Raw genomic sequence first — 21164 nt, forward strand, 5'->3', positions numbered from 1 at the left:
GGGGCTTTTTTGTAAGGAGATATGAGATGGCGTTTAATGACGACGCTACTTTGATTGCCACTTACGGCACTTTGTTCTACGCTCCGGTCGGAACCGCTCTCCCGGCTAACGGCGCTAAGGCGTTCAAGTTGAACTCGGACACCATTCCAGCAGAGGGCAGTGGTGGTGGCGCTTGGAAGAATCTGGGGCATACTTCCGCCGACAACAAGATTTCGTTCTCGTTCGATGGCGGCGACGCGACCACGCATAATTCGTGGGCACGTAAGAACCTGCGTACCACTTACGCCGATTCGACCTGCACCATCACCGCGAAATCGTTGCAGTTGGATGGCGACACTCTGAAGCTGATCTACAACGGCAATGACGAGGATGGCGGCGTCGGCGTGGGCATCACCAAGAAGCCGCAGACGTTCAGCCTGTTCCTGTTGGCTCAGGAGTCCGCCGATGATGATTCGGACATCCGTTTCGGCGCTTTGTTCCGCAAGGTTTCCGTGACCTTCGATGGCGGTCCTGATTTCTCTGGCGATGATTTCGTCGAGCAGGGCATGACCGGCGAGGTGGAGACCGTCGCCGGCAAGAAGCCGATTGTGTTCTTCGAGGCTTCGAAGATGAAGCAGTCCTGATCGAGGCTGTTTCCTCTTCGCTCTGACGCCGGACCCCTGTTTCTCCTATCCGGGGGTTCCGGTCCTTTCCCGTTCTTCGTTGACGGAAGATAGGAGATTTTCAATGCTTTCAGATAGGAGAAAACATGGTTGACGAGACCGTTGAAGAGAATACCGCCACCGGGTCCGATGATTTCCGTATCCCGGAGACTTGGACGGAACTGTGCGAGAACGAGCCGCTGTTCTCGCTTCTGCCGCCTCTGGCCCCTGCTGAACGCCTCTCGTTCAAGCAGGCCGCACAACTGCGCAAACTGTCCGGCATGGCCGGTTTCACGCTCAACGCCGACATCAACGGCCCCGAAGCCAAGTCCTTGGACGACATCGAGGCGAAGATCGACGAGCGTATGGAGTTCGTCGGCACGGCTTTGGATTGGGTCAAGTCGCTGACCGACGAGCCGGACAAGGTTGACGAGTGGACGACCGGCATCGGATTGGATGAACTGTTCTGGCTCATCGAGGCGATTCTCATGTTCTACACGGACCAACTGGGAAAATCGCTCGCTTCGAAGCGCAAGTCCGCGTCCACCCGGTCGAACTGACCTCCGACTTCCAACGTTTCTATGGTCTGGACATAACCGGCGCGAGACTGAATCCCACCCGCGCCGAACGCCTCACGGCGGGGCTGATGGCAATGCCTGACAGCCTGTACAGGGCACGGATATTGGAAGACGAGCCTCCAACCACGTCCGATGAATCCAAGACAGACAAGCCGACCGTACTGCCATGGCTTGGATGGGATTCGAAGACGATGGTCGCCGTTGAGGTTCGCAACATGATGAACGCGGTGATTACCGCGAAATACGGGGGCAAGAATGCCAGACCGCATCCACTGCTCCCTCCCGGCGCTGACAAGGAGCCGCCTCGCCGGGAGAACGAAGGTACAGCGGAGAACTTCGAACGCATGTTCACGAAGTTCCACATGACCTGATTCTGAACAAACCCCCACATTCCAGTGGGGGTTTTCTATTTCCGTCTTTCTTTCTGGGGGTTGCCTATGGCTGGCGAGCATCGCGCCGGTACGGTCGTCGTTCGTGTCACTGCGGATACGAAGGGTTTCCGCCGTCAGGTCGAGGAGGCCGCACGCGGCATAGGCGACCTCGACGTGAACGCGGCATTCGAACCTGACACCGCCCAGCTTGAACGCGCCTACCGCGAATGGAACGGCAAGAACGCCTCCATACAATTCAATTTCAAACCCAATACGAAGAGCATCGACCCGTGGATGAAACGGTTCGAACAGCAGGAGGAACGCCTTCGACGCGGCCTCACGCTCAAACCGGACTTCGATCCGTCCAAATTGAGCCGTGGCCTGTCCGAGTTCAATTCCCGCACCAACACGGCCCTCCGTGGCAACGGACTGCTGAACTCGAAGCTGATCGAAAAGAACCTCGACCAGACCGTCAAGGCGTTCGACGCCAAAGGCCGCGAGCTGGCCGACACATCCTTCTTCAAGAAGTCGGCCCTCCAAAAAACCGAACAGCTTTCGTTCGCGACAAGCCTCGACAAGACCGTCGATAAGTACCGCGAGAAGAAGATGGACCTGTACCAGCAGGTCCGTGGACTCATCAAAGGCAACGAACACCTCTCCAACGAGCAGATACGCCAATTCGAGAAACTGTCCAACCGAATCGTCAAAACCCGCAACGACATTCGCGGACTGAAAGGCGACCTCGCCAAGGCCACCCGCGAAGTCGAACGCCTCGACGCGCAACGCCTTGAGATGAAGACGAAGAAGCTCCCGACATCCGACCTGTGGAAACAGGAACGCGAAGCCGCGAAGCAGGCCACAGCAGCCAACAAGGCGCTCGCCGTTCAGGAGAAGGAGCTTGGCAGGCTCCGTAAGGCGCAGTCGTCGCTTGTGGACATCGCGTCCGATGGTGATGCGAAGCGTGTATCGAAGATGACCCGTCAGGTGCGTGCCCTTGAGGAGAGCATCGTCACCGCTGGCAATTCGCTGTCGAACTTCTCCAAGGCCCGTGACACGGCTTTGGGGCTGCATCAGAAGCAGGAGACGTATGCCGACTGGTTCAAGGGCCAGCAGGTCGCGTCGTCGCGTTTCGCGAAGGAGATCGACGCGCAGCAGGCCGAGATGGCCCGCGAGTCGAAGAAGGCTAGGGACGAGTGGTCCCGTCCGGTTGACTCCACGGCCATCGCCCGCGAGCGGTTCGCTGAGTCGCGGCGTGAGGCCGAGAACCTTATCGACACGTATCGTGGCGTGCGCAAGGAGCTTGAGTCCGACGTGTCCGCCATGAAGCGGAACAACCGGAACTGGTTCGACCTTGACGAGTACAAGCGCACCGTCAAGATGCTTGGCGAGATCGACGACCGTATCGAGAAGCTGAAGAAGAGTCCGGTCACAAAGGCGACCCGTCTTGAGGGTTCCGATTTCCAGAAGCGTCTCGCCGACCTGTATTCGAGGAACGGCGTCCGTAATCGTGAGGATATCCGGCTTCGTTTCGTCGCGGAGAATCTGAACGAGGTCAGGTCGAAGATCGAGGCGTTCAAACGTCGCGGCGTCGATGTTCCGGTCACGTTGAAGGCCGAACTGCGGGAGATGTACCGTCAGCTGGCCTATTACCAGCGTCTTCTGAAGGATAATCCGAAGGCGCGGGTGAAGATCGATGTCGAAGGTGATTTCGCCCGCCTGAACCGTGATATCGAACGGTTCGAGACGCAGCGTGTGAAGGTCGAGTTCTATGAGGATGGCGCTGACGAGATACGCCGCACCATGCGTGAGCTTGAACATAAGAGGCTCGATGTTCCGGTCACGTTGAAGGCCGAGTATTCGAACGTCGAAGCCGAGATGCGCCGGTATGCGGAGAAGCTGAAATCCAATCCCGATGCGGAGATTCCGGCGAAGCTCCATATCGACAAGAAGCACGCCGAGGAGGAGCTGAAGAGGTTCCAAGAAAAGAACGACACCCTTGATATGGATGTCGATCTTGAGACCGCTTTGGCCCGCGCCCATCTCGCTTACTTCACACGCCCGCGCACGATTGACATTTTCGCGGAGTTCAAAGGCACTGATCTCGGTAAGATCATGAGCGGCATGACCGCTGGTGCCACGGGTGTCCGTGGCGTGCAGAACGAGTGGCAGAAGCTCGTGAACATGTTCGACAGGTTCGATGAGGTCGTGCCGAAGTGGAGTCTGCTGGGCGCGGTGTTCGCGTCCGCTGGCGCTGGCGCGTTGAACCTGTCCCGTACCGCTGGCAGTGCCGGCGCTTCTCTGGTGATGATGAGCAAGGCGGCTTTGGCCGCTCCGGGCGCACTGTTGGGTGTGGCCGCTGCTTTCGGCGCCGGATATTCCGCTGTGAAGAATTACGCGGATTATATCGACGTGTCCACTACGAAGTTGGATGGCTTGCAAAAGAAGCTGTCCGATTCGTTCTGGTCTGAGGCGAAGCAGCCGGTCATCGACATGATGAACGCCTTGGGTGGCAACGGGTTCGTTGACGGTATGGAGAAGGTTTCTTCCGCCGAAGGCAAGATAGCCGCGAACGCCGCGAAGATAGTCGCTCAAGGCGAATACGTGTCCCGTATCAATTCGATTCTTGGCAATACGGTCAAGGGCGTGGACGCGATTGACCCTGGCGTTCAGGCTGTCACCGCTTCCGTTGTGAGGCTTGGCGATAGTAGCAGCTCGTATCTGCCGCGCATGGCTAACTATGTGAGCCGTAACGCGACGCTGATGGCGCAGTGGGTCGATGAGGCGGAGCGTACCGGCAAGGTCACCCAGGCCATGGAGAAGGCCATCGAGCAGGGTGGCTATCTCATGTCGAGCGTCAAGTCGGCTGGTGGCATCCTCAAGGGCACGTTCGGCACGTTGGCCGAGGGCGAGAATGGCATCGAGAAGTTCTCCGACGCTTTGAGTCGTGCAGACAGGGCCGTGAACGGCGTGAAGTTCCAAGCCACGTTGGCCGCGTGGGCCGATGGTGCGAAGCAGGCTTCGGGCAAGTTCCATGATTCGTTCCGTGAGGTTGGCGACGCTGCCTATGAGCTGCGGGATACCACCAAGCAGGCGTTCGTTGACGCCGGTTCCATGGTATCCACCGGCATCGGCTCGGTGAGCAGTATGCTTGGCAAGTCGAAGCATGACATCGCTGACTTCAGCAACGGCGTGTCCGAGGGATTCCAGAAGGTGTTCCATGCCGTTGATTCCGCCGCTCCGGCGTTCGGCAGCCTGCTGTCGATGGTCGGCGAATTGTCCGACACGTTCGGTGGAACGTTGGGGAACACGTTGAAGTCGGCGGCTCCGACGATCAAGGTGTTGGCCGATGGCGCTGCCGCCATGGCTCAGGCTTTCGGCAAGCTGCCTGCGCCCGTTCAGGCGATGGTAGGCATGTATGCGACGTTCGGCAAGGCCGGCATCAGCGCTTACAATTCGTTGAAGCGTGGCATGTTGCAGAACATCGAATCCACGTTGCAGTATCGGAAGACCTTGAGCCAGTTGGGCATCACCTCGCAGGAGACTGCGATCAGCATGAGCGAGCTGGTTCGGGCGATGGCTCGTCTGAAGTCCGGTCAGACGGCTGGCGTGCTGACCGGCGAGGTTTCGAATATCCGCCAGATGGGAGCCGCAGCCGACGAGACCACTGCGAAACTGAATCGCATGAATCGCGCGCAGGCCGGCGGTTCCGCCGTCGCAGGCGTTGCCGCTGGCGCTGGTTCCACCGGCTTGGTTCGTGGTGTCGGCGATGCGGCTGAGGGAGCCGCCCGCAAGACCGGTTTGCTGAAGACCGCCTTGAGCGGCGTGGTCGATTTCCTTGGCGGACCTGTCGGCATCGCCATTGGCGGCGTGACCACGGCGTTGAGTCTGGCCGGCAGCGCGATCAGCTCGTACAATGATGCCACCGCGCACACACAGACGGTGAACCGGACCGTCGCCGACTCGTTCAAGAACGTTCAAAGCGGCGCGGCGGACGCTTCAACGGCTGTTTCCAAAGCCAAGAAAACCGTTTCGAAGAATTGGACCGACAAGGATTACGGTTGGAAGCTCCCGAACGGCAACGCCATCGAGAAGGGTCTTAGCGGTATTCAGAAGTCGATAAGCCCGTTCAAGGATTCGTCCAAGGCGGCTGACGCTCTTGGCATCAGCGTCAAACAATTGAATTCCGCCGCGACCGGAACGAACGACGCCTATGACAAGATGCACAAGAAGCTTGAGGCCATCAAAAACGACCAGCAGTGGGTCATGGGCGCGAACGGCCAGATGGTGAACGCCAACGAACAGCAGGCCGAAGCCGCCGAACGTCTGCTTGGCGTGCTTGAGGACTCCCACACCGAATGGGTAAAAGGCATGAGGGTGGCGTCCGATTGGATTGGCAGCGCCGATAGCGTCGCCAACGTTTCGGCATTGGCCGCCGACAAGCTCAGCCTGCTGTCCGAATCCCTCGCAGCCAACAATTACGAACTGGAAGGCAACAGCAAGAACGCCCAGGCCAACCGCAAGATGATGGCCGATTATGCGGACAGCGCCTTGCTGGCCGCGAAGAACATCATCTACGCGGGCAACGGCAGCGCCGAAGCGAACCAGAAAGCCAAGAACGCCATCTATTCCGCCCGTCAGGAAATCATTCAGATGGCCGAACAATGCGGCATGTCAGCCGAAGCCGCCGCCGCGCTCGCCGACCAGATGGGTCTTGTTCCCGATAACGTGTCCACGAAGTTCGATCTGACGAACATGGATTCGGTGAAGGCTCAGGTTCAGGATTATATCGACCAGCTTGAGTTGACCGAAGGTCAGAAGGAAATCATTCTTGATCTCGTCCAGAAGGGTGATATAACGAGTTTCGACCAGTTGGCCGGTGCCGTGAAGTCGCTCATGGGCGGTGCGAGCGAGAAGGATTTGATGATTCTTCTTGACGCTCAGGATAACGCTTCGGATAAGATCAAGAACGCGAAGTCTTTGGCTGAGGGTTTTGGTCTTACGAAGGCTGAGATCAATATTCTTGCCAAGGATGAGGCTGGCCCGGAGTTGGATGCCGTCAAGCAGAAGCTTCGTGACGGTGGGTTGACTGACGCTCAGATTCAGATTCTCATCGACGCTTTGGACAAAGCCAGCGACAAGATGGACAAGACCAATTCCAAGAAGAATCAGACCGCCAAAGGCGTGAGTTTCAGAATCGACGCCACTGATGATGACGCCAGTGTGAAATTGGCGAAATATCAGGGGCTTAACGGTTCCACGCTGGCGACCGCGCACACGTTTGTGATTGGCGATGATTCGAGCGCCCAGAACGCTTTTAACAATACGAGAGCGTATGACGGCGTGACGTTGGCTCAGCCTTGGGGTCGCGTGTTGGGTGACAACAGTGTGGCGCGTGCCGTGTTCGCTGCCATTCAGGCGTTCAACGGTGTGACCATAGCAAGCCCGTGGGGTCGTGTGCTGGGCGACAACAGTGGCGCGCGTATGGCGTTCTTGGAAACGAAAGCATATGATGGTACGACGATTTCCCGCCCGTGGGGTCGTGTGCTGGGCGATGCTTCCGATGCCCAAAGTGTGTTCCGTAGCATCAGCGCGCTGGATGGCACCGTTCTTGCCACTCGTTACGTGGATGTCGTCACTCGTAAGAGCGGTGATGGTTCCGCGCGTGCGGCTACCGGTGGCCGTATCAGCGGGCCGGGTACTGGCACGTCCGATTCGATTCCCATGTGGCTGTCGAACGGTGAGCATGTGATCAGGGCTGCGTCCGCGAGCAAGCTTGATCGTACTGTCGGCCCGAATTTCCTGAACGTGTTGAACGCGACCGGTGACCTGGACAGGGCGGTGTCGCAGGCTCGCACGTCGTATGCGCGTAGTGCGGTTGATATGAGTCGTAGCGCGTATGCGGCTGGCGGGCGTGTGGAGAAGATGATGTCCGGCTTGTATGAGGTCAACGTTCAGGTTCCCGCAAGAACTGGAACGACTGTCAATCAGACGTTCAACACGAAGGTTGTCAGGAGTAATGATGACTTGTATGTTGCCGCGCCGATATTGCATCGTAATGCTTTGGCTGAGGCTAGGAGGTATCAGCGTTGAGTTTTGATCTTCCCGAGCTTGTCGAACTGTCGAATGGTAGTGAAACGCTCACGTTCGATGGTGGTAGTGGTGTGAGTCCCGATGATGATGTTCTTCTGATTGGGGAGGATGGTGTCGAGGGATGGTTTGAGTCGCCGGATGATAAGACGGTGATGAGCGAGCGGGGTCAGGGTGATGGCGCGCATGATGTGTGGGCGTCGGATATTCTGTATTCGGCTCGCGTGTTGACGTTGCATTTCATCGTGTCGGCTCATGACCGGCAGGGTGTTGTCCGGCTTCTCAATAAGGTTCGTCGCGTGTGTGCCCACAGTAGGGTGCGGTTTCGGCTTCGTGATGCTGGCTACGACTGTTATGCGACTGGTAGGGCGACTGTGAAGGCGTCCGCGAAGTATGCTCAGGATGGATGGTTGGAGGATTGCACGTTGACTGTGACGTGCGAGCGGCCTGAGATTCTGAGCATGGACGAGTATACGTGCCAGTTGAGCGCGATGCACGTTTCCGGTGGGGCTGTCGGATTGCGGTATGGGCCGGGCTATTGGACGGAATGGGAGGGGGCACGTAACGCTTCCCCGAGTCTGATGCATACTGAGTCGAATATTGGTTTGCGTGGATTGGCTTACCCGTTGAATTATGGGTTGAAATTGGATGGCGTCGGGTCGAACGTCGGATTGTTGTACAATCGCGGCACTTCCCGCGCATATCCGACGTTCATCGTGCATGGTCCTATGGATGGCGTGCGTTTGGATTTTCCGGGAACCCAACAGTCGATTGTGTGCGATCAGACGGTGCGTGATGTGCCGTTGGTTTTGGATTGTCGGAGTCGTACCGCCCAGTTGGGTGGCCAGGATGCGAGTCGGCAATTGTCCCGGCGTGGTTTTCCGACGATTCCGGCTGGTGGTTCGCTTCGTGTGGTCTTGTCGAATCTTGGTAATGGTTTCGTTGATTGCAGTGTGCGCGACACCTATATGTAAGGAGTTTGAATGAGCACGGTTGCTTTGGGAGTGTCACCGGATACGAATGGTGTTGGTGTGACTCCGCTTGTGCATCGTCGTATTTTGGGTGCCCAGTGGGCTAATACGGGTTTGGTTGACGGGTTGAACGTGACAGGCCGGAGTGACCTGCGGTATAACGTTAGCGCTGGTGTTGCCGTGTGTTCGCGTGGGTCGGCTGATGGTAAGACGTTGGCTTATTTCGAGGGTGGTCAGACTCCCGCCGTGGCGGCTGGCGACCCTTCCAATCCGCGTATCGACATCGTATGGATTCAAGCCCATAATCTGATGGAGTACAAGGATTCGGACAATTACGTGACGGTGGGCGTCACTCAGGGTTCTCCTTCGGCTAGTTTGGCTGAGCCGACCATTCCGGCTGGCGCGACGATGTTGAGGAAGATGAAGATGCCAGCCGGAGCCTCTTCCACCGCTTCAGCGGTTCAAATGTGGAGCGCCGACTATGCGATACCGTATGGCGCGAGTCTCGGCAAGATTGGCGAGAATTGGGATCGGCGTGACATGACCGGCGATTCGACGGTGGGGAGATACTATTTCGAGCAGGAGATCGAGTTCAGTCTTCCATCTGACCGCATGTTGGAACTGTCGTTCAAATGCAACCTCAGCTCGGCCGGTGCGACTTCGTGGTCTGACATGTCGCATCGCACGGAATGGGCGGTAGGCTTTCAGATCGATGGCAAGGATCTGGACCACTCGTGCGCGAACTTCGTTTCCTATGGTGCGTGGGAGACGCACGAGACCAGTTACGTGACGGCGGTGAACAAGGGTCACCACACGGCGCGCCTGCGCACGTGGCTTCAGTACGGCAACGCGCCGGTGTTCCACTACAACGCTTCGCAGGGTGACAATAACGCCCTGTGGTGCGGCAGGCGATTCATCATCTGGGACAGGGGGCAGGTGGTCTGATGGCGTGGAACGCGTTCCTGTATGACACGCTTACTGGGCAGATCGCGCAGAGCATCGACGTTCCGTCGTTCTCATGGTCGATGACGGTCTCAGATTCGAGCTTCAGCACCACGAGCCAGCATGGCAAGGGCGTGGGCGATGACGAGCTGACCGGTTTGGAATTGCCGTGGAGTCAGATTCCGGGCACCACGCCCGCCGCGCGTGCAAGCGCGTTGCAGCCGTACAAGCGTGGCATCGCATTGTTCTGGAAAAGCACGCTCGATGACATAGCCTCGCTGGGTACGCCTGTATTGGCGGGGGCGTTGGGCGTGCGCACGTCCAGTTGGAACGATGTGAGCGTCCCCTACGTGTCGATGATGGGATTGCTGGAAGACCGGTATCTAGTGCATGAGGGTTCGTTTGGCATGGATGCTGGGCATACGTCCAGGAAATCGTATCGGTGGGAGAATCTGAGCTGGCGCGCTTTGGCGTGCGAGGTGATCCGCCAGTGCACTGAGGTGAAGCCTGGCGGTTCGTTGCCCATCGATCTGCCGTACTTGAACGAGACCGGCACGCATTCGCTGCCTTCGGATGGTTCGACGGATGATAAGAACGCGCCGAAGCAGAAAAGCAAGAAGCGTGTGAACACGGCGGACGGGTATGTGGAGACCGTGGTGGACGGGGATACGACCACCATCACGGAACAGCATGTGACCAGGAAGACGAAGCAGGTCACGGAGACCAAGCCGTATTCGTATACGACCCGCAAGGGCACGGTCACGAAGCAGCATACGACCACTAGGACCATCACCGTGGCGCAGACCACGGTGACGAAGAAGACAGTCACGAAGAACTACGCTGACTACAGCGAGCGGACCGTGACCACCACGACCACGGTGTATTCGTTCGACGGGAACGGCAAGCAGACAGGCAGCGCCACAAGTACGGATGGCCCGCATAAGACGATACTGCCCCGTCAGACCGTCGCGGAATACAAGGACTTCAACATCTCGAACCACCGCTGCTCGGATATTCTCAAGAGCATCGCCAACAGCGATGACGGTCCCGATATGCAGTTCCGCCCCTATCTGTCGGATTCACAGCACATCCGGTTCCGGTTCCTCGCCGGTTCTGACGGCGACGTGTACCTGAATCAGGACAAGCGCCTGTCGTTGTCGTGCTCGCCATCCGGGGGAACGTTGGAGAACGTGAAGATAGACCGAGCCGCACCGTTCATGCGCGTGTACGCCACCGGAGCGGGCACCGACTCGGGCACGATGTGCTGCCAGAGCGAGGATCTGACTCTGGTGAACCGTGAGGACCCGTACCCGCTGCGTGAGACCACGGTCAGCAGCACCGATTCTAAGACCTACGAACTGCTGGCGTCCACGGCCAACGGGTTGTTGAACGCGAACCGCAAGCCCTTGATGCAATTGTCCGGTGAGATCAACGTTGACGATAGTGATGCGATGGGATTGCCGTTGCATCCGCTTGGGAGTTTCTGGCCGGGGGAGATGTTCGATATTGCGATTGACGGTTTCCCCGACTTGCCGGATGGCGTGTATCCGATGCGTTTGATGCAGATGAGCGGTGATGAGACTGGCAAGGTGACTGTGAAGTTCGACCCTGTGGCTGACCCGACCGCCTGAATTTTTCATGACCCCACGTTTTCGTGGGGTTTTCTTGTATGACACCCCACGTTTCTCGTGGGGTTTTCTGTTTTTGGAGTGTGCGTAGTGGCAGACCATGTTGAACTCAGGCCGGATGACGCATCCCTTCCGTTGACGTTGGCTGACATAGCGTTGCGGAACAGCAACATGCGGTTGACGTATCTTTCCGGCACCATCGCGGTCGATAACGGGGATGGGACGCAGACTTGGATCGGCGGCTCCGATTCGGGCGAAGCATTGCCGGGTTGTAACGGCATCATCCCGTGGGTTGGTGACACGACTCCTCCCGGACGTCCCAACGGTATCAGCGCCGTGTGCAGGACGGAATGCGTGTTCGTCCAATGGGATGGCACGTTGGAGGGTGGTATTCCAGCCGACTTCGACCATGTTGAATTGTTCGCGAAGCCGGATAGTACCGGTGAATCGTTGGATTTGGGCCAGTTGCGTGGTAAGGGCGAGCTTGCGACCGGCGTGCTGCCGGTCGGTGACGTGGTTGAGGTGTGGGCCATAGCCTATGACAACGCTCATGACGAGAATGGTGTGTCCAAGCCGAACGCCTCGCAGGAGTCGGAACATGCGACCGTCATCATCGCGCCCATCGTTTCCCAGAAGGATTTGAATGACGCGGCTTCTGAGATTCTTGCTTCCGCGAAGGATGATGCCGCCGCTCAGGTGAAGAAGGTCAGTGACGGGTTGGATGCGGCCCGCAAGGACATCGACGCGAACACCGAAGCGGCAACCGCTTTAAAGAAGCAGCAGACCCAACTGCGTTCCGACTTGGATTCCGCGTCGAAGAAAATCGACGAGAACGCTCAGGGTGTTGGTGCCGTCAAGAAACAGCAGGATACCGCTGATGCGGCGTTGAAATCGTTGGGCAAGACCGTTGAGGATAACAAGGCCGCTCAGGATGCGATTAACGATCAGCAGGCTGAGACGAACAAGACGATTGCCGATAACAAGGCGGCTTTGGCTGATGCGTCGAAACAGTTGGAACAGGCGAAGGCTGATATCAAGGCTGGCCGGTCTGATTTGGCGAAGGCTCAGGAGACTCTGGCCGACAATACGCAGAAACTGTCTCAGGCGCAGAAGGACATCCAAGCCACCAAGTCGGCTCAGGATGCCACTGCTAAAGAGCTTGCGTCTGCGAAAGCTGACATCAAGGCTAATCAGGATGGTCTGACCGCCGCGAACAAGACGATTGCCGATAACAAGGCGGCTTTGTCTCAGGCGCAGAAGGACATCCAAGCCACCAAGTCGGCTCAGGATGCGACCGCCAAGACGCTCGCTCAGGCGAAGTCTGACCTGTCTCAGGCCCAGAAGGACATCGCGCAGACCAAGACCGACCTGACCACGGCGAATGGCGAGATTTCGAAGGCCAAGGAGTCTGCGGCTCAAGCGTATGCGGAAGCGCACAGCAAGAATCACACTTTCCGTGGCCCCGACGAGCCGAAGGACAATCTGATCGTCGGCGACTTGTGGCTCAAGACGCAGAAGTATTGGACGCGCTGGCAGGGCGAGAAGAATAACTCGCCGTCTCTGCTTGCCGACTTCTACACCTACTGGCAGGGTGAGCCTAATAACAGTCCGTCCGTGCTCGTGCCGCTCGCTGACCGCGTGATCGACACGCTTGTCTGGGATGGCTCCACGTGGAATCATCTCGGCTATGCCGACGTGGAGAACAATGCGAAGCAGATCGAGCAGGCGAAGCTCGACATTGCGGACAATGCTGCGAAGACCACGGACGCTCGGAAGGCTGCCGAGAATGCTGCCGCCGCCGCGAAGACCGCTCAAGGCACCGCCGACAGTGCGACTGGCGCGGCGAAGACCGCGCAGGATACGGCTAATGCGGCTCAGACGGCGGCGAAGAGCGCGACAGCGACTGCCGGTCAGGCTAAGAGTGCTGCCGATGCGGCGCAGACCGCCGCCGAAACCGCCAAGAAGACCGCGACCAATGCGGAAACATTGGCTGACACGGCGAACAAGTCGGCCAGTGCGGCCAAGTCTGACGCGGCTTCCGCCAAATCGGATGCGTCCACGGCGAAATCGGATGCCGCCAATGCGAAGACCGCCGCCGCCAATGCGTCGAGTGTGGCGACCCAGGCCAAGGCTACGGCTGACAGTGCGGCCCAGTCCGCGACTGATGCGGCGACCGCCGCTCGGAAGGCGAATGATGCCGCCGCCGCTGCCGCCGGTGTCGCGAACGGCAAGGCGGATGTGCTTATCCAATCGTCGGCTCCGGCCACGTCGATGCGCAAGGCTTCGACCTTGTGGATTGATACGACCGGTGGTGCGAACACGCCGAAACGGTGGAATGGCAGTGCTTGGACGGCTGTGACCGACAAGGCTGCGACTGATGCCGCGAACGCGGCTGTCAAAGCCAACAGTGCGGCGAAGACCGCGCAGGACACGGCGGACAAGGCCACCACCGCCGCCGCGAATGCCGCATCCCAAGCCAATCAGGCCGAAGCCGCCGCGAAAAAGGCCCAGACCACGGCTGACGGCAAGAATCTCATCTACCGTGGCCCCGACGAGCCGAATCATGATGGACTGAAACCGGGTGACATGTGGTGGCGCACCCAGAAGTATTGGACGCGCTGGCAGGGCGAGAAGAATAACTCGCCGTCTCTGCTTGCCGACTTCTACACCTACTGGACTGGTGAGCCGAACAATTCGCCTAGCGTGCTCGTGCCACTGTCTGACCGCGTGATCGAGGTGTTGACTTGGGATGGTACCCGTTTCGAGCCGTTCGATCTCGTGGCGAACAATGTTCTCGCTGCTGGCACGGTTGGGGCGAAAACCATCGCCGCAAACGCGATCACCGCCGAGAAATTGGCCGTGAATGCTGTGACCGCCGATAAGATCGCCGCCAACTCAGTGACCACCGAGAAGCTGGTGGCTGACGCTGTGACCGCCGCCAAACTGGCCGCAAATTCGGTGCAGGCGCGGAATCTCACCGCCTTGTCGGTCACGACCGACAAGCTCGCTGCCAATTCGGTCACTACCGGCAAGCTGAAGGTCACGGAGGATATGACCGTCGCACTGCTCAACGTCCACAAGATTCAAGCGGGCGACATTGTGTCCGGTGCCGTGACCGCGGACAAGCTGGCCGCCACTGCCGTGACCGCGGACAAGCTGGCCGCGAACAGTGTGACGGCTGGCAAGGTGCAGGCCGGTGCCATCGGCACTGACAAGGTGGCGGCGAACGCGATCACGACGGCGAAGCTCAATGTTACCGAGGACATGATGGTGGCCTTGCTCAAGGCTCACCAGATTCAGGCCGGTGACATCACGGCCAACGCGGTCACGTCCGACAAGATTGCCGCAAACGCCATCGGCACGGACAAATTGGCAGCTAATGCGGTCACTTCGGACAAGATTGTGGCCAACGCGATTACCTCTGACAAGATTCTCGCCAATTCGGTCACTACCGGCAAGCTGAAGGTCACGGAGGATATGACCGTCGCCTTGCTGAAGGCCCATAAGATTCAGGCCGGCGAGCTTGACGCCAATAGCGTGACCGGTCAGAACATCAGGGCCGACGCCTTGTATGGCAAGACGATTCAGGGTGGTGTGTTCCGCACGTCCGATGGGCGTATGGTCATCAATGATGCCGGTATCGTGGCGAAGTCCAAGACGAGTCGGAAACGTCAAGCGTATTACACGTATTGGCAGGGTGAGCCGAACAACAGTCCCAGTGTTTTGGTGACTGTTGATTTGGATGCGGATGAGACGTTCGTGTTGGATTCGCAGTCTGGCACGGTCGCCTTGTGTGGTGAGATTCTTTCCGGTTCCACGATCAGTGGCACGTCGATTGTCGGTAGCGAGTTCCGTACCGCTAATTCGCGCATGTTGTTGAACGATAGTGGCTTGGTGTTGCGGAACGTGCAGGGCAAGGCCACTGTCACGTTGGATGCCGCTTCAGGTAACGCGACATTCACTGGCACCGTGACCGGTTCCACGATCACTGGCGGCACGGTTTCCGGCGCTGTCATCACGGGTAGCGCGTTCACGTCTCCGGATGGGAAGACGAAACTGAACTCTTCAGGATTCTACGTGGGCGACAAGCTGGCCTATGATGCTAAGACTGGCTTGCTGTCGTTGAAGGGTAGCATCCAGTCGGGTTCCGATTTGAGTGGCGTGACCGTGACCGGTTCCACGATTCAAACGTCAAGCGCGGCGAATCGTGGGTTGAAGCTCACTTCCGGTGGCCTCGTCGCCTACGACGGGAATGGTAATGCGAAGTTCACGTTGAAGTCTGACGGCACCATTCAGATGAATGGCGCGTTGATGACGAACGGCAAGCTGACCGCCGCCACGTTGGAGGGTGGCACGATCACCGGTGGCACGATCACTGGTGGAACGATTCAGTCGAGTACCGCCGCCAATACCGGCTTCAAACTGACTGGTGGAGCGTTGGACTTCTATGACAAGTCGAACAATCGAACCGTCCATTTGAACGGTACCGATAATCTGCTTTCCGGCACGTTCCAGACCCGCACGAGCGGTCATCGCGTGCGCATCAGCCCGGACTACCAGTCGTACATCATCGGAGGTTCGGAGACTTTTACCGGCGACGGATTGGAATTCCCAGCCTACAACGGTTCCACCGCCTACTACAGTCATCCGACGGTCGCGTCCGCCATCCAGTCGAATCAGGTCGGCTCGATGAGCGAATTGGACTTGTGGAGCGGACACATCACGAAGAACGATCCGGCCGCCTTCCTGCGACTCCAGTCCAAGCCACGCAAGAGGGGCGGCACCGGCAGCGGCGGCGTCACATCCACTGTGAAGGCAACGGCGAACACGAATTACGACGAGCCCGACATGAGCAAAAAAAGCAGCGCAACGCTCACTTTAACCGGCGACAGTGCGAACGGTTCGGAGTTCTGGCTCCACGCGCAAGACGCGAACGGTTATGTCGGAATCGGAGCGAACATCGCGACCGGATACCTGTCGTTCGGTGGCTTTCTCAGCGGCATCACGAACCGTCAGACCTTCCAGTCCACTGCCGCGTGGAAGGCATGGTGGCCGAATCCCGGCCAGCGCATCGCGACCGGCGCAGCGGCGCAGGTCACCTGCACGCTCAGTCCGGCGAAATACGGCCGCTATTTCGTGGTCGCGAACGCGGATTCGGAATGGGCCGGCATCATCGCACATCCGTGCAATACGGGCGGGCAGAGCGGCTTCACAATGAAACTGTATAACGCCGACCAGCCGTGCCCCGTCGACGTGTATGCGGAATACCTCGCCTATCTGGTCAAATGATTGGAGGAAATCTTGTCAGCGACTTTTGAAATGGATGCGAACGGATTGTGCATCATCCGATGCGACCCGCCGGTGAACGGGTCGGACAGTTTCGTATTCCAGCCCGATGTGATCGTCTCGTGGAAGGCGCTGCTCGGCCTTGCTTCGACCCGTGAGGCGATCGCGGCGATCATGCAGGGCAGGGAGGATACGAGCCGATACGACCCGAAGACCGGCAGGGGCGTGTGGACCGGAGCGTTCGAAGCGTTGGAATCGGCTTTAACGGATTCCGCGACCAGTGTGAGCATGCTTTCCGCCGATGGGGAAGTGTTGGACGATCCGCTGACAGCCGCACGCAATGAGACGCGCGCAGGGATGCGATTGCCTGTCATGTCGAATGAGACCGACGCGCGAATGCGTGCCGCATTGACCTCGGATGCTTCCGGCGTGGAAGCGTCGAGTGGCATCGACGTGGCCTGTACGCGGGATGTAGACGGATTGGATGATTTCCTCTCGGACGAATCCAGTCAGGCGATGCTGGATGAATGCGAGGAACGGTTCTTCGCGTCGCTCATGCCAAGACAAAGCCAACAGAATTAAGGAGATTGATCATGGCTGATGAAAACAATGAGAATGCGACCACGGCGGACAAGATCACGGCCAACAGCGTGACGACCGCGAAGCTGACGGCCGACGCTGTGACGGCGGACAAATTGACCGTGGACAGCGTGCAGGCGGGGAACATCACCGCTCTTGCCGGCACGGCCGGCAAGGACGATTCCGACGTGTCGGCTTCCGGAGTGCTTGACCTGCGTCCGCCGTCCGCGAGCCTGAAGGCGGAACTGTGCCGCCTGGGACTCGAATATTCCAGCACTGACGCGGCGGGCGTGGAATCATGGCGCGACTACCAGCGCGGCGTGCTCGCCACATTCGACGGGACGGGGGCCAATGTCACGATCGCGGACGTGAAGACTAACCTGTCCGCCACCTTGTCTTTGGCCGAGGTGCGGAAGGTTACGCGCATCGACACGATGACCACAGCCGACTAATCCGGCATTCCACATTTTTCAACCCCCTGCAATCCAATCGGATTGTGGGAGTTCCGCATTAAAAGGAGACTTATTTTGAATCAGATTCCAGCCGACGCGAACGACGTCATCGACACGCTCTCCGCGCAAATCGGCACTCTCAACAAACAAATCGCAATACTGAACAGCCAACTCGCGGCGGCCATGAAACTGATTCCGCAGGATGTGCGCGACGCAACCAAGGGGGTGGATGATGACAGTGAGGATTAACTGGTTCCCGGACCCGAATCTGGCTAACACCATTTTCAAATGCATACCAATAAAATGCACTGTGGATTTTCCGACCGTCGGCGGCTTCCGGTGGCTGCGTGCCACGACCAGCAGTGGTGGTGACGTATACGCGCAATACGAGCTCACAGGAGTGAATCTTCCACCGGCCGGCGCGTATCACATTCACGCAGTCTGCTATGCGCAAGGCACGGGCGCGTTGTTCCGCGTCTATGCGGGCGTCGGCAACGGATTCACCATCCTGTACGAGACCGGTGTCGCAGACAATCAGACGAAGATTATTGACGCGGACATCACGATTCCGGCCGGCACGACGCAATTGCTGATCCGTGTCATTCCACCGTCCACGGTCGGAAAATTCATACTGATTCGCGACATCCTCCTCGAATCCAAGTCCACTTACGACACTGCCATTGGGGGGGGGGCTTCCGGGCTTCTTCACGGGGGACACGATGCCGCTCGCATAGGAGCGTCCGTCGGGCGGGTGATGCCCGATGAGGGTCACGAACCGATGCACGAGCCCAACCTCGACCATCACCTTGAGAGCAAACGCGTGGAGGCCCATCACGACCGTTCCGAGCGTGATGGGCATGAACTATTGGGTCAGCGTCTATGTGAACGTCACCGGCGGCACCATCCGGATAGAAGGAACGAATGCCGACATCAGCAAAAGCCAACGTATCCATTACTCGATGGTCATCAACAATACCGGTCCGGTATCAATGTGTTATCGCGTCAAGTCAGGCAGTCCGACCGTCACCGTGACAGACATGCTCTTATGCTCGTTCGACGAGTATCAGGCGAACAAGGCTGTGCTCGACAGCCTCCAATATTTCACCGGGGATACGATGCCGCTAGCCTAACCCTCACGGGGGTGGTGGCATGAGCCCGATCACCAACTATTGGCCAGACCCGCGTTTCCGCGACATCGGCAAGCTCGGCATGCACGGCTGCACCATCGTCAACGCGAACGGCCTGTACGACCCGGCGAGTCAATCATGGCCGGGCGTCACCATCAAAACGACAAACACAAACGGTACGGATAACTGGTGTGAGAGGACCGTCAGCCTGCCAGCGGGCGCGAGGCTCGTCATTGCATGCAGTTCGAACGGCAACGCTACCGACACGAACACCAGCATCAACTGCTGGAGCGCGACAAATAAGGTGGCGGAATGCCCTTTGAACGGTGGATCGAGCGACGAGTTCACCGTCCCGCCGCAAGGGTGGATAAAAGTCACCCTGAGAGCGGCAATGCATGTTGGCGAGAAGCGCACGGTCGTAAACCTGTTCATCGGCACCAAGGCCGACTACGAGGCTTTGATGCGGCTCACCGGCCATAGGTTCCTCGCTGGCGACTTAATGCCGATCGCATAGACCTTTCCTATTTTCCGATTGGAGGAAGTAATGTGTTACAAAATTTTCTAGCTGGTTTCGGGGGTGTGGGCGGCGCGTGCGCCCTCATCACCTTGCTGCTCAGGATATGGCCGGGCGCTTTGGATACGTTGGCGACCGGCCTGTACGCGCACGTCAGGCCGGAACGCCTGCCATACGATTCGCCGCTCTCGCAGCATTTCGCGAAAACGCGAATGCTCGGTGAGCGCACCGAAAAATTCGACGACCGTATGGACGAACTCTGCCGTGACACGATCAAAAACACGATCATCAGCCTGATCTACGGCGACCAGTCGCACGACCATTCGGAGGCCGTCCGATACGAGTTGGCGAAGCTCGAGAAATTGGACGCTCAGTGTTGGGTCGTCAACGCCGCCGAAAAATACTTGGAGGACCGGCAATGACGCATCTCACGATCGCGGGCGGCGCATACCTACTACTGCTCGCGTTAGTCCTCGTGTTCAATCATGGCGCACACATCGGCGGGGGTGACGGCGATGACGGCTAGCATGCTCGCGTTGACGTCCATGGCCGTCATGTTCGTCGCGCTGCTGCTTACGGTGGCGTGGCTGCTGTGGCATGGCCATGACGTGCCGGTATGGCTCGAATGCGTCGTGACGCTGCTTCTGGGCGCGTTCACGCTCGTCTGCGTCGTCCTGCTCATGCTGCCGCTCCTGCGACTGCTGGAGATGGCCGTCATGATGTGGACGCTCATCTGCTCGTAAAACCATCAAAAAAGGAGGAAAACATATGAAATCATGGGAGAATCTGGAGGCGGATGAGGATCTCATTCTCTCCACGCACATGACCAAGGGCCGTCAGGGATGCAAGGTCGACAAGATCGTTTTGCATCATAATGGCGGGAACCTGACCGGCAAGGGCTGCTACGACGTGTGGCAGACCCGTGAGGCTTCCGCGCACTATCAGGTAGCGGCGGACGGCAGGATCACGCAGCTCGTCTGGGATACCGATACAGCTTGGCATTCGGGTGACTGGGATGCGAATCTCACGTCCATCGGCGTGGAGCATGCGGATATCTCGTCCGACCCGTGGCGGATCTCCGACGCGACGTTGGACAATGGCGCGCATCTGGTGGCCGCGCTCTGCAAGCGTTACGGCCTCGGACGTCCGCAGTGGGGCGTCAACGTGTTCCCGCACAGCCATTTCTCCGCGACCGCCTGCCCGGCATCCATCGCAGGAGACCAGCGCGGCGCCTACGTGGCCAAGGCGCAGGAATGGTATGACAGGATGACCGGCACGACAGTGCCGACGCCCGCCGTACAGCCGACGCAGTCCGCCACGGAATCGTCCGCAAACGTGTTGCAGGGCACGTATCGTGTGGCCGTGGACGGGCTCAACGTGCGCGACCGTCCGAGTGTTTCCGGCAATGTGGTCGCCACCTATTCCAACGGACAGACCGTCAATCTGGATCATTGGGGCACCGTCGCGGACGGCTACATCTGGGGCCGTTACACGGCCTACAGCGGAGCCGTGCGCTACGTCGCGCTGGCTCCCGCGGACAAGTCAACCTGGTATCTCGTCAAAGCCTGAAAGGAAAGGTGGAATTAAATGGCTGAGCATGCAGAAAAGAACACTCTGGAGACAACCATCGCCAATCTCACCGACGAGCGCGGGGCCGGCACCGACACTGTGCAGTCCGACAGCGCATACACTCCCGTTTTCAGCAAGCAGGTGCGTACCGTCGTCTACGTGTTGGGCCTGATCGCATCGTGCGTCGGCCTCGGCTTCATGACCTTCGGAGACGCGGCTGTCGGCGGTTACATTTCGACCGTGGCCGGCTTCATCGCCAGCGGTCTCGGTGTCGCCTACAATCCGCTGCGCAACGCCTGACAGTGGAAACTCAACATCGCGCCGGAAACTCAACCTCGAGTGTGGAAAAATTTGCGGAATTATAGTGTCCGTGGAATTTTTTACACCCGTTTTTTAACATGTGCCCCTCTCTCAGCATT

The 21164-nt window shown here is 58.5% G+C and carries 17 protein-coding genes; all 17 read left to right on the plus strand.

Going from position 1 to position 21164, the window contains the following annotated elements; genetic code table 11:
* The first annotated feature begins 26 nt into the window (after positions 1-26).
* Complete coding sequence (locus AH68_RS05020; RefSeq protein WP_052189160.1) at positions 27-623, plus strand: phage tail tube protein; 597 nt, start codon at positions 27-29, stop codon at positions 621-623.
* A 125-nt stretch (positions 624-748) separates the two neighbouring features.
* Positions 749-1201 carry a hypothetical protein gene (locus AH68_RS05025; RefSeq protein WP_039198200.1) on the plus strand — a complete coding sequence of 151 codons (453 nt, stop codon included), beginning with the start codon at positions 749-751 and terminating at the stop codon, positions 1199-1201.
* 86 nt (positions 1202-1287) lie between these two features.
* Positions 1288-1590, plus strand: a complete 303-nt coding sequence (locus AH68_RS05030) for a hypothetical protein (protein ID WP_144245706.1) — start codon at positions 1288-1290, stop codon at positions 1588-1590.
* A 66-nt stretch (positions 1591-1656) separates the two neighbouring features.
* Entirely contained in the window at positions 1657-7680 is a 6024-nt protein-coding gene (locus tag AH68_RS10080; protein ID WP_052189161.1) for a hypothetical protein, read from the plus strand.
* Positions 7677-8651 (plus strand): hypothetical protein, encoded by a 975-nt coding sequence (locus tag AH68_RS05040; protein WP_039198202.1) that lies wholly within the window; start codon positions 7677-7679, stop codon positions 8649-8651. The genes AH68_RS10080 and AH68_RS05040 overlap by 4 nt, the downstream gene beginning before the upstream one ends.
* 9 nt (positions 8652-8660) lie before the next feature.
* Complete coding sequence (locus AH68_RS05045) at positions 8661-9593, plus strand: hypothetical protein (protein WP_039198203.1); 933 nt, start codon at positions 8661-8663, stop codon at positions 9591-9593.
* Positions 9593-11221, plus strand: coding sequence for a hypothetical protein (locus AH68_RS05050; protein ID WP_236682459.1), 1629 nt, complete (start codon positions 9593-9595; stop codon positions 11219-11221). The genes AH68_RS05045 and AH68_RS05050 overlap by 1 nt, the downstream gene beginning before the upstream one ends.
* An 87-nt stretch (positions 11222-11308) precedes the next feature.
* Positions 11309-16507, plus strand: a complete 5199-nt coding sequence (locus AH68_RS10975; RefSeq protein ID WP_052189162.1) for a hypothetical protein — start codon at positions 11309-11311, stop codon at positions 16505-16507.
* Positions 16508-16519: 12 nt separating this feature from the next.
* Complete coding sequence (locus tag AH68_RS05060) at positions 16520-17086, plus strand: nitrate reductase (RefSeq protein WP_236682460.1); 567 nt, start codon at positions 16520-16522, stop codon at positions 17084-17086.
* An 11-nt stretch (positions 17087-17097) separates the two neighbouring features.
* Positions 17098-17535: a hypothetical protein gene (locus AH68_RS10980; RefSeq protein ID WP_236682461.1), complete on the plus strand. Its 438-nt coding sequence runs from the start codon at positions 17098-17100 to the stop codon at positions 17533-17535.
* A 75-nt stretch (positions 17536-17610) separates the two neighbouring features.
* Positions 17611-17784 (plus strand): hypothetical protein, encoded by a 174-nt coding sequence (locus AH68_RS10875; protein ID WP_173405845.1) that lies wholly within the window; start codon positions 17611-17613, stop codon positions 17782-17784.
* 602 nt (positions 17785-18386) lie between these two features.
* Positions 18387-18665 carry a hypothetical protein gene (locus AH68_RS05070; RefSeq protein ID WP_236682473.1) on the plus strand — a complete coding sequence of 93 codons (279 nt, stop codon included), beginning with the start codon at positions 18387-18389 and terminating at the stop codon, positions 18663-18665.
* A gap of 19 nt (positions 18666-18684) precedes the next feature.
* Positions 18685-19176 carry a hypothetical protein gene (locus AH68_RS05075; RefSeq protein ID WP_039198209.1) on the plus strand — a complete coding sequence of 164 codons (492 nt, stop codon included), beginning with the start codon at positions 18685-18687 and terminating at the stop codon, positions 19174-19176.
* 32 nt (positions 19177-19208) lie between these two features.
* A complete protein-coding gene (locus tag AH68_RS05080) occupies positions 19209-19598 on the plus strand; it encodes a hypothetical protein (protein WP_039198211.1) in 390 nt (129 codons plus the stop codon).
* A gap of 93 nt (positions 19599-19691) precedes the next feature.
* A complete protein-coding gene (locus tag AH68_RS05085; RefSeq protein WP_236682462.1) occupies positions 19692-19919 on the plus strand; it encodes a histidine kinase in 228 nt (75 codons plus the stop codon).
* 25 nt (positions 19920-19944) lie between these two features.
* Positions 19945-20745: an N-acetylmuramoyl-L-alanine amidase gene (locus AH68_RS05090; RefSeq protein WP_039198215.1), complete on the plus strand. Its 801-nt coding sequence runs from the start codon at positions 19945-19947 to the stop codon at positions 20743-20745.
* 18 nt (positions 20746-20763) lie between these two features.
* Entirely contained in the window at positions 20764-21045 is a 282-nt protein-coding gene (locus AH68_RS05095) for a hypothetical protein (protein WP_081995878.1), read from the plus strand.
* Positions 21046-21164: the final 119 nt, after the last annotated feature.

This window comes from Bifidobacterium catenulatum PV20-2 (assembly GCF_000800455.1).
Lineage (GTDB): Bacteria > Actinomycetota > Actinomycetes > Actinomycetales > Bifidobacteriaceae > Bifidobacterium > Bifidobacterium kashiwanohense_A.

Excerpts from the sequence above, each read along its gene's own strand:
- AH68_RS05070 (WP_236682473.1), top strand. The coding sequence starts at position 18,387 with ATGGGCATGAACTATTGGGTCAGCGTCTATGTGAACGTCACCGGCGGC.
- AH68_RS05030 (WP_144245706.1), top strand. The coding sequence starts at position 1,288 with ATGGCAATGCCTGACAGCCTGTACAGGGCACGGATATTGGAAGACGAG.
- AH68_RS05085 (WP_236682462.1), top strand. The coding sequence starts at position 19,692 with ATGACGGCTAGCATGCTCGCGTTGACGTCCATGGCCGTCATGTTCGTC.
- AH68_RS05075 (WP_039198209.1), top strand. The coding sequence starts at position 18,685 with ATGAGCCCGATCACCAACTATTGGCCAGACCCGCGTTTCCGCGACATC.
- AH68_RS10980 (WP_236682461.1), top strand. The coding sequence starts at position 17,098 with ATGGCTGATGAAAACAATGAGAATGCGACCACGGCGGACAAGATCACG.
- AH68_RS05095 (WP_081995878.1), top strand. The coding sequence starts at position 20,764 with ATGGCTGAGCATGCAGAAAAGAACACTCTGGAGACAACCATCGCCAAT.
- AH68_RS05020 (WP_052189160.1), top strand. The coding sequence starts at position 27 with ATGGCGTTTAATGACGACGCTACTTTGATTGCCACTTACGGCACTTTG.
- AH68_RS05050 (WP_236682459.1), top strand. The coding sequence starts at position 9,593 with ATGGCGTGGAACGCGTTCCTGTATGACACGCTTACTGGGCAGATCGCG.
- AH68_RS05025 (WP_039198200.1), top strand. The coding sequence starts at position 749 with ATGGTTGACGAGACCGTTGAAGAGAATACCGCCACCGGGTCCGATGAT.
- AH68_RS05090 (WP_039198215.1), top strand. The coding sequence starts at position 19,945 with ATGAAATCATGGGAGAATCTGGAGGCGGATGAGGATCTCATTCTCTCC.
- AH68_RS05045 (WP_039198203.1), top strand. The coding sequence starts at position 8,661 with ATGAGCACGGTTGCTTTGGGAGTGTCACCGGATACGAATGGTGTTGGT.
- AH68_RS10080 (WP_052189161.1), top strand. The coding sequence starts at position 1,657 with ATGGCTGGCGAGCATCGCGCCGGTACGGTCGTCGTTCGTGTCACTGCG.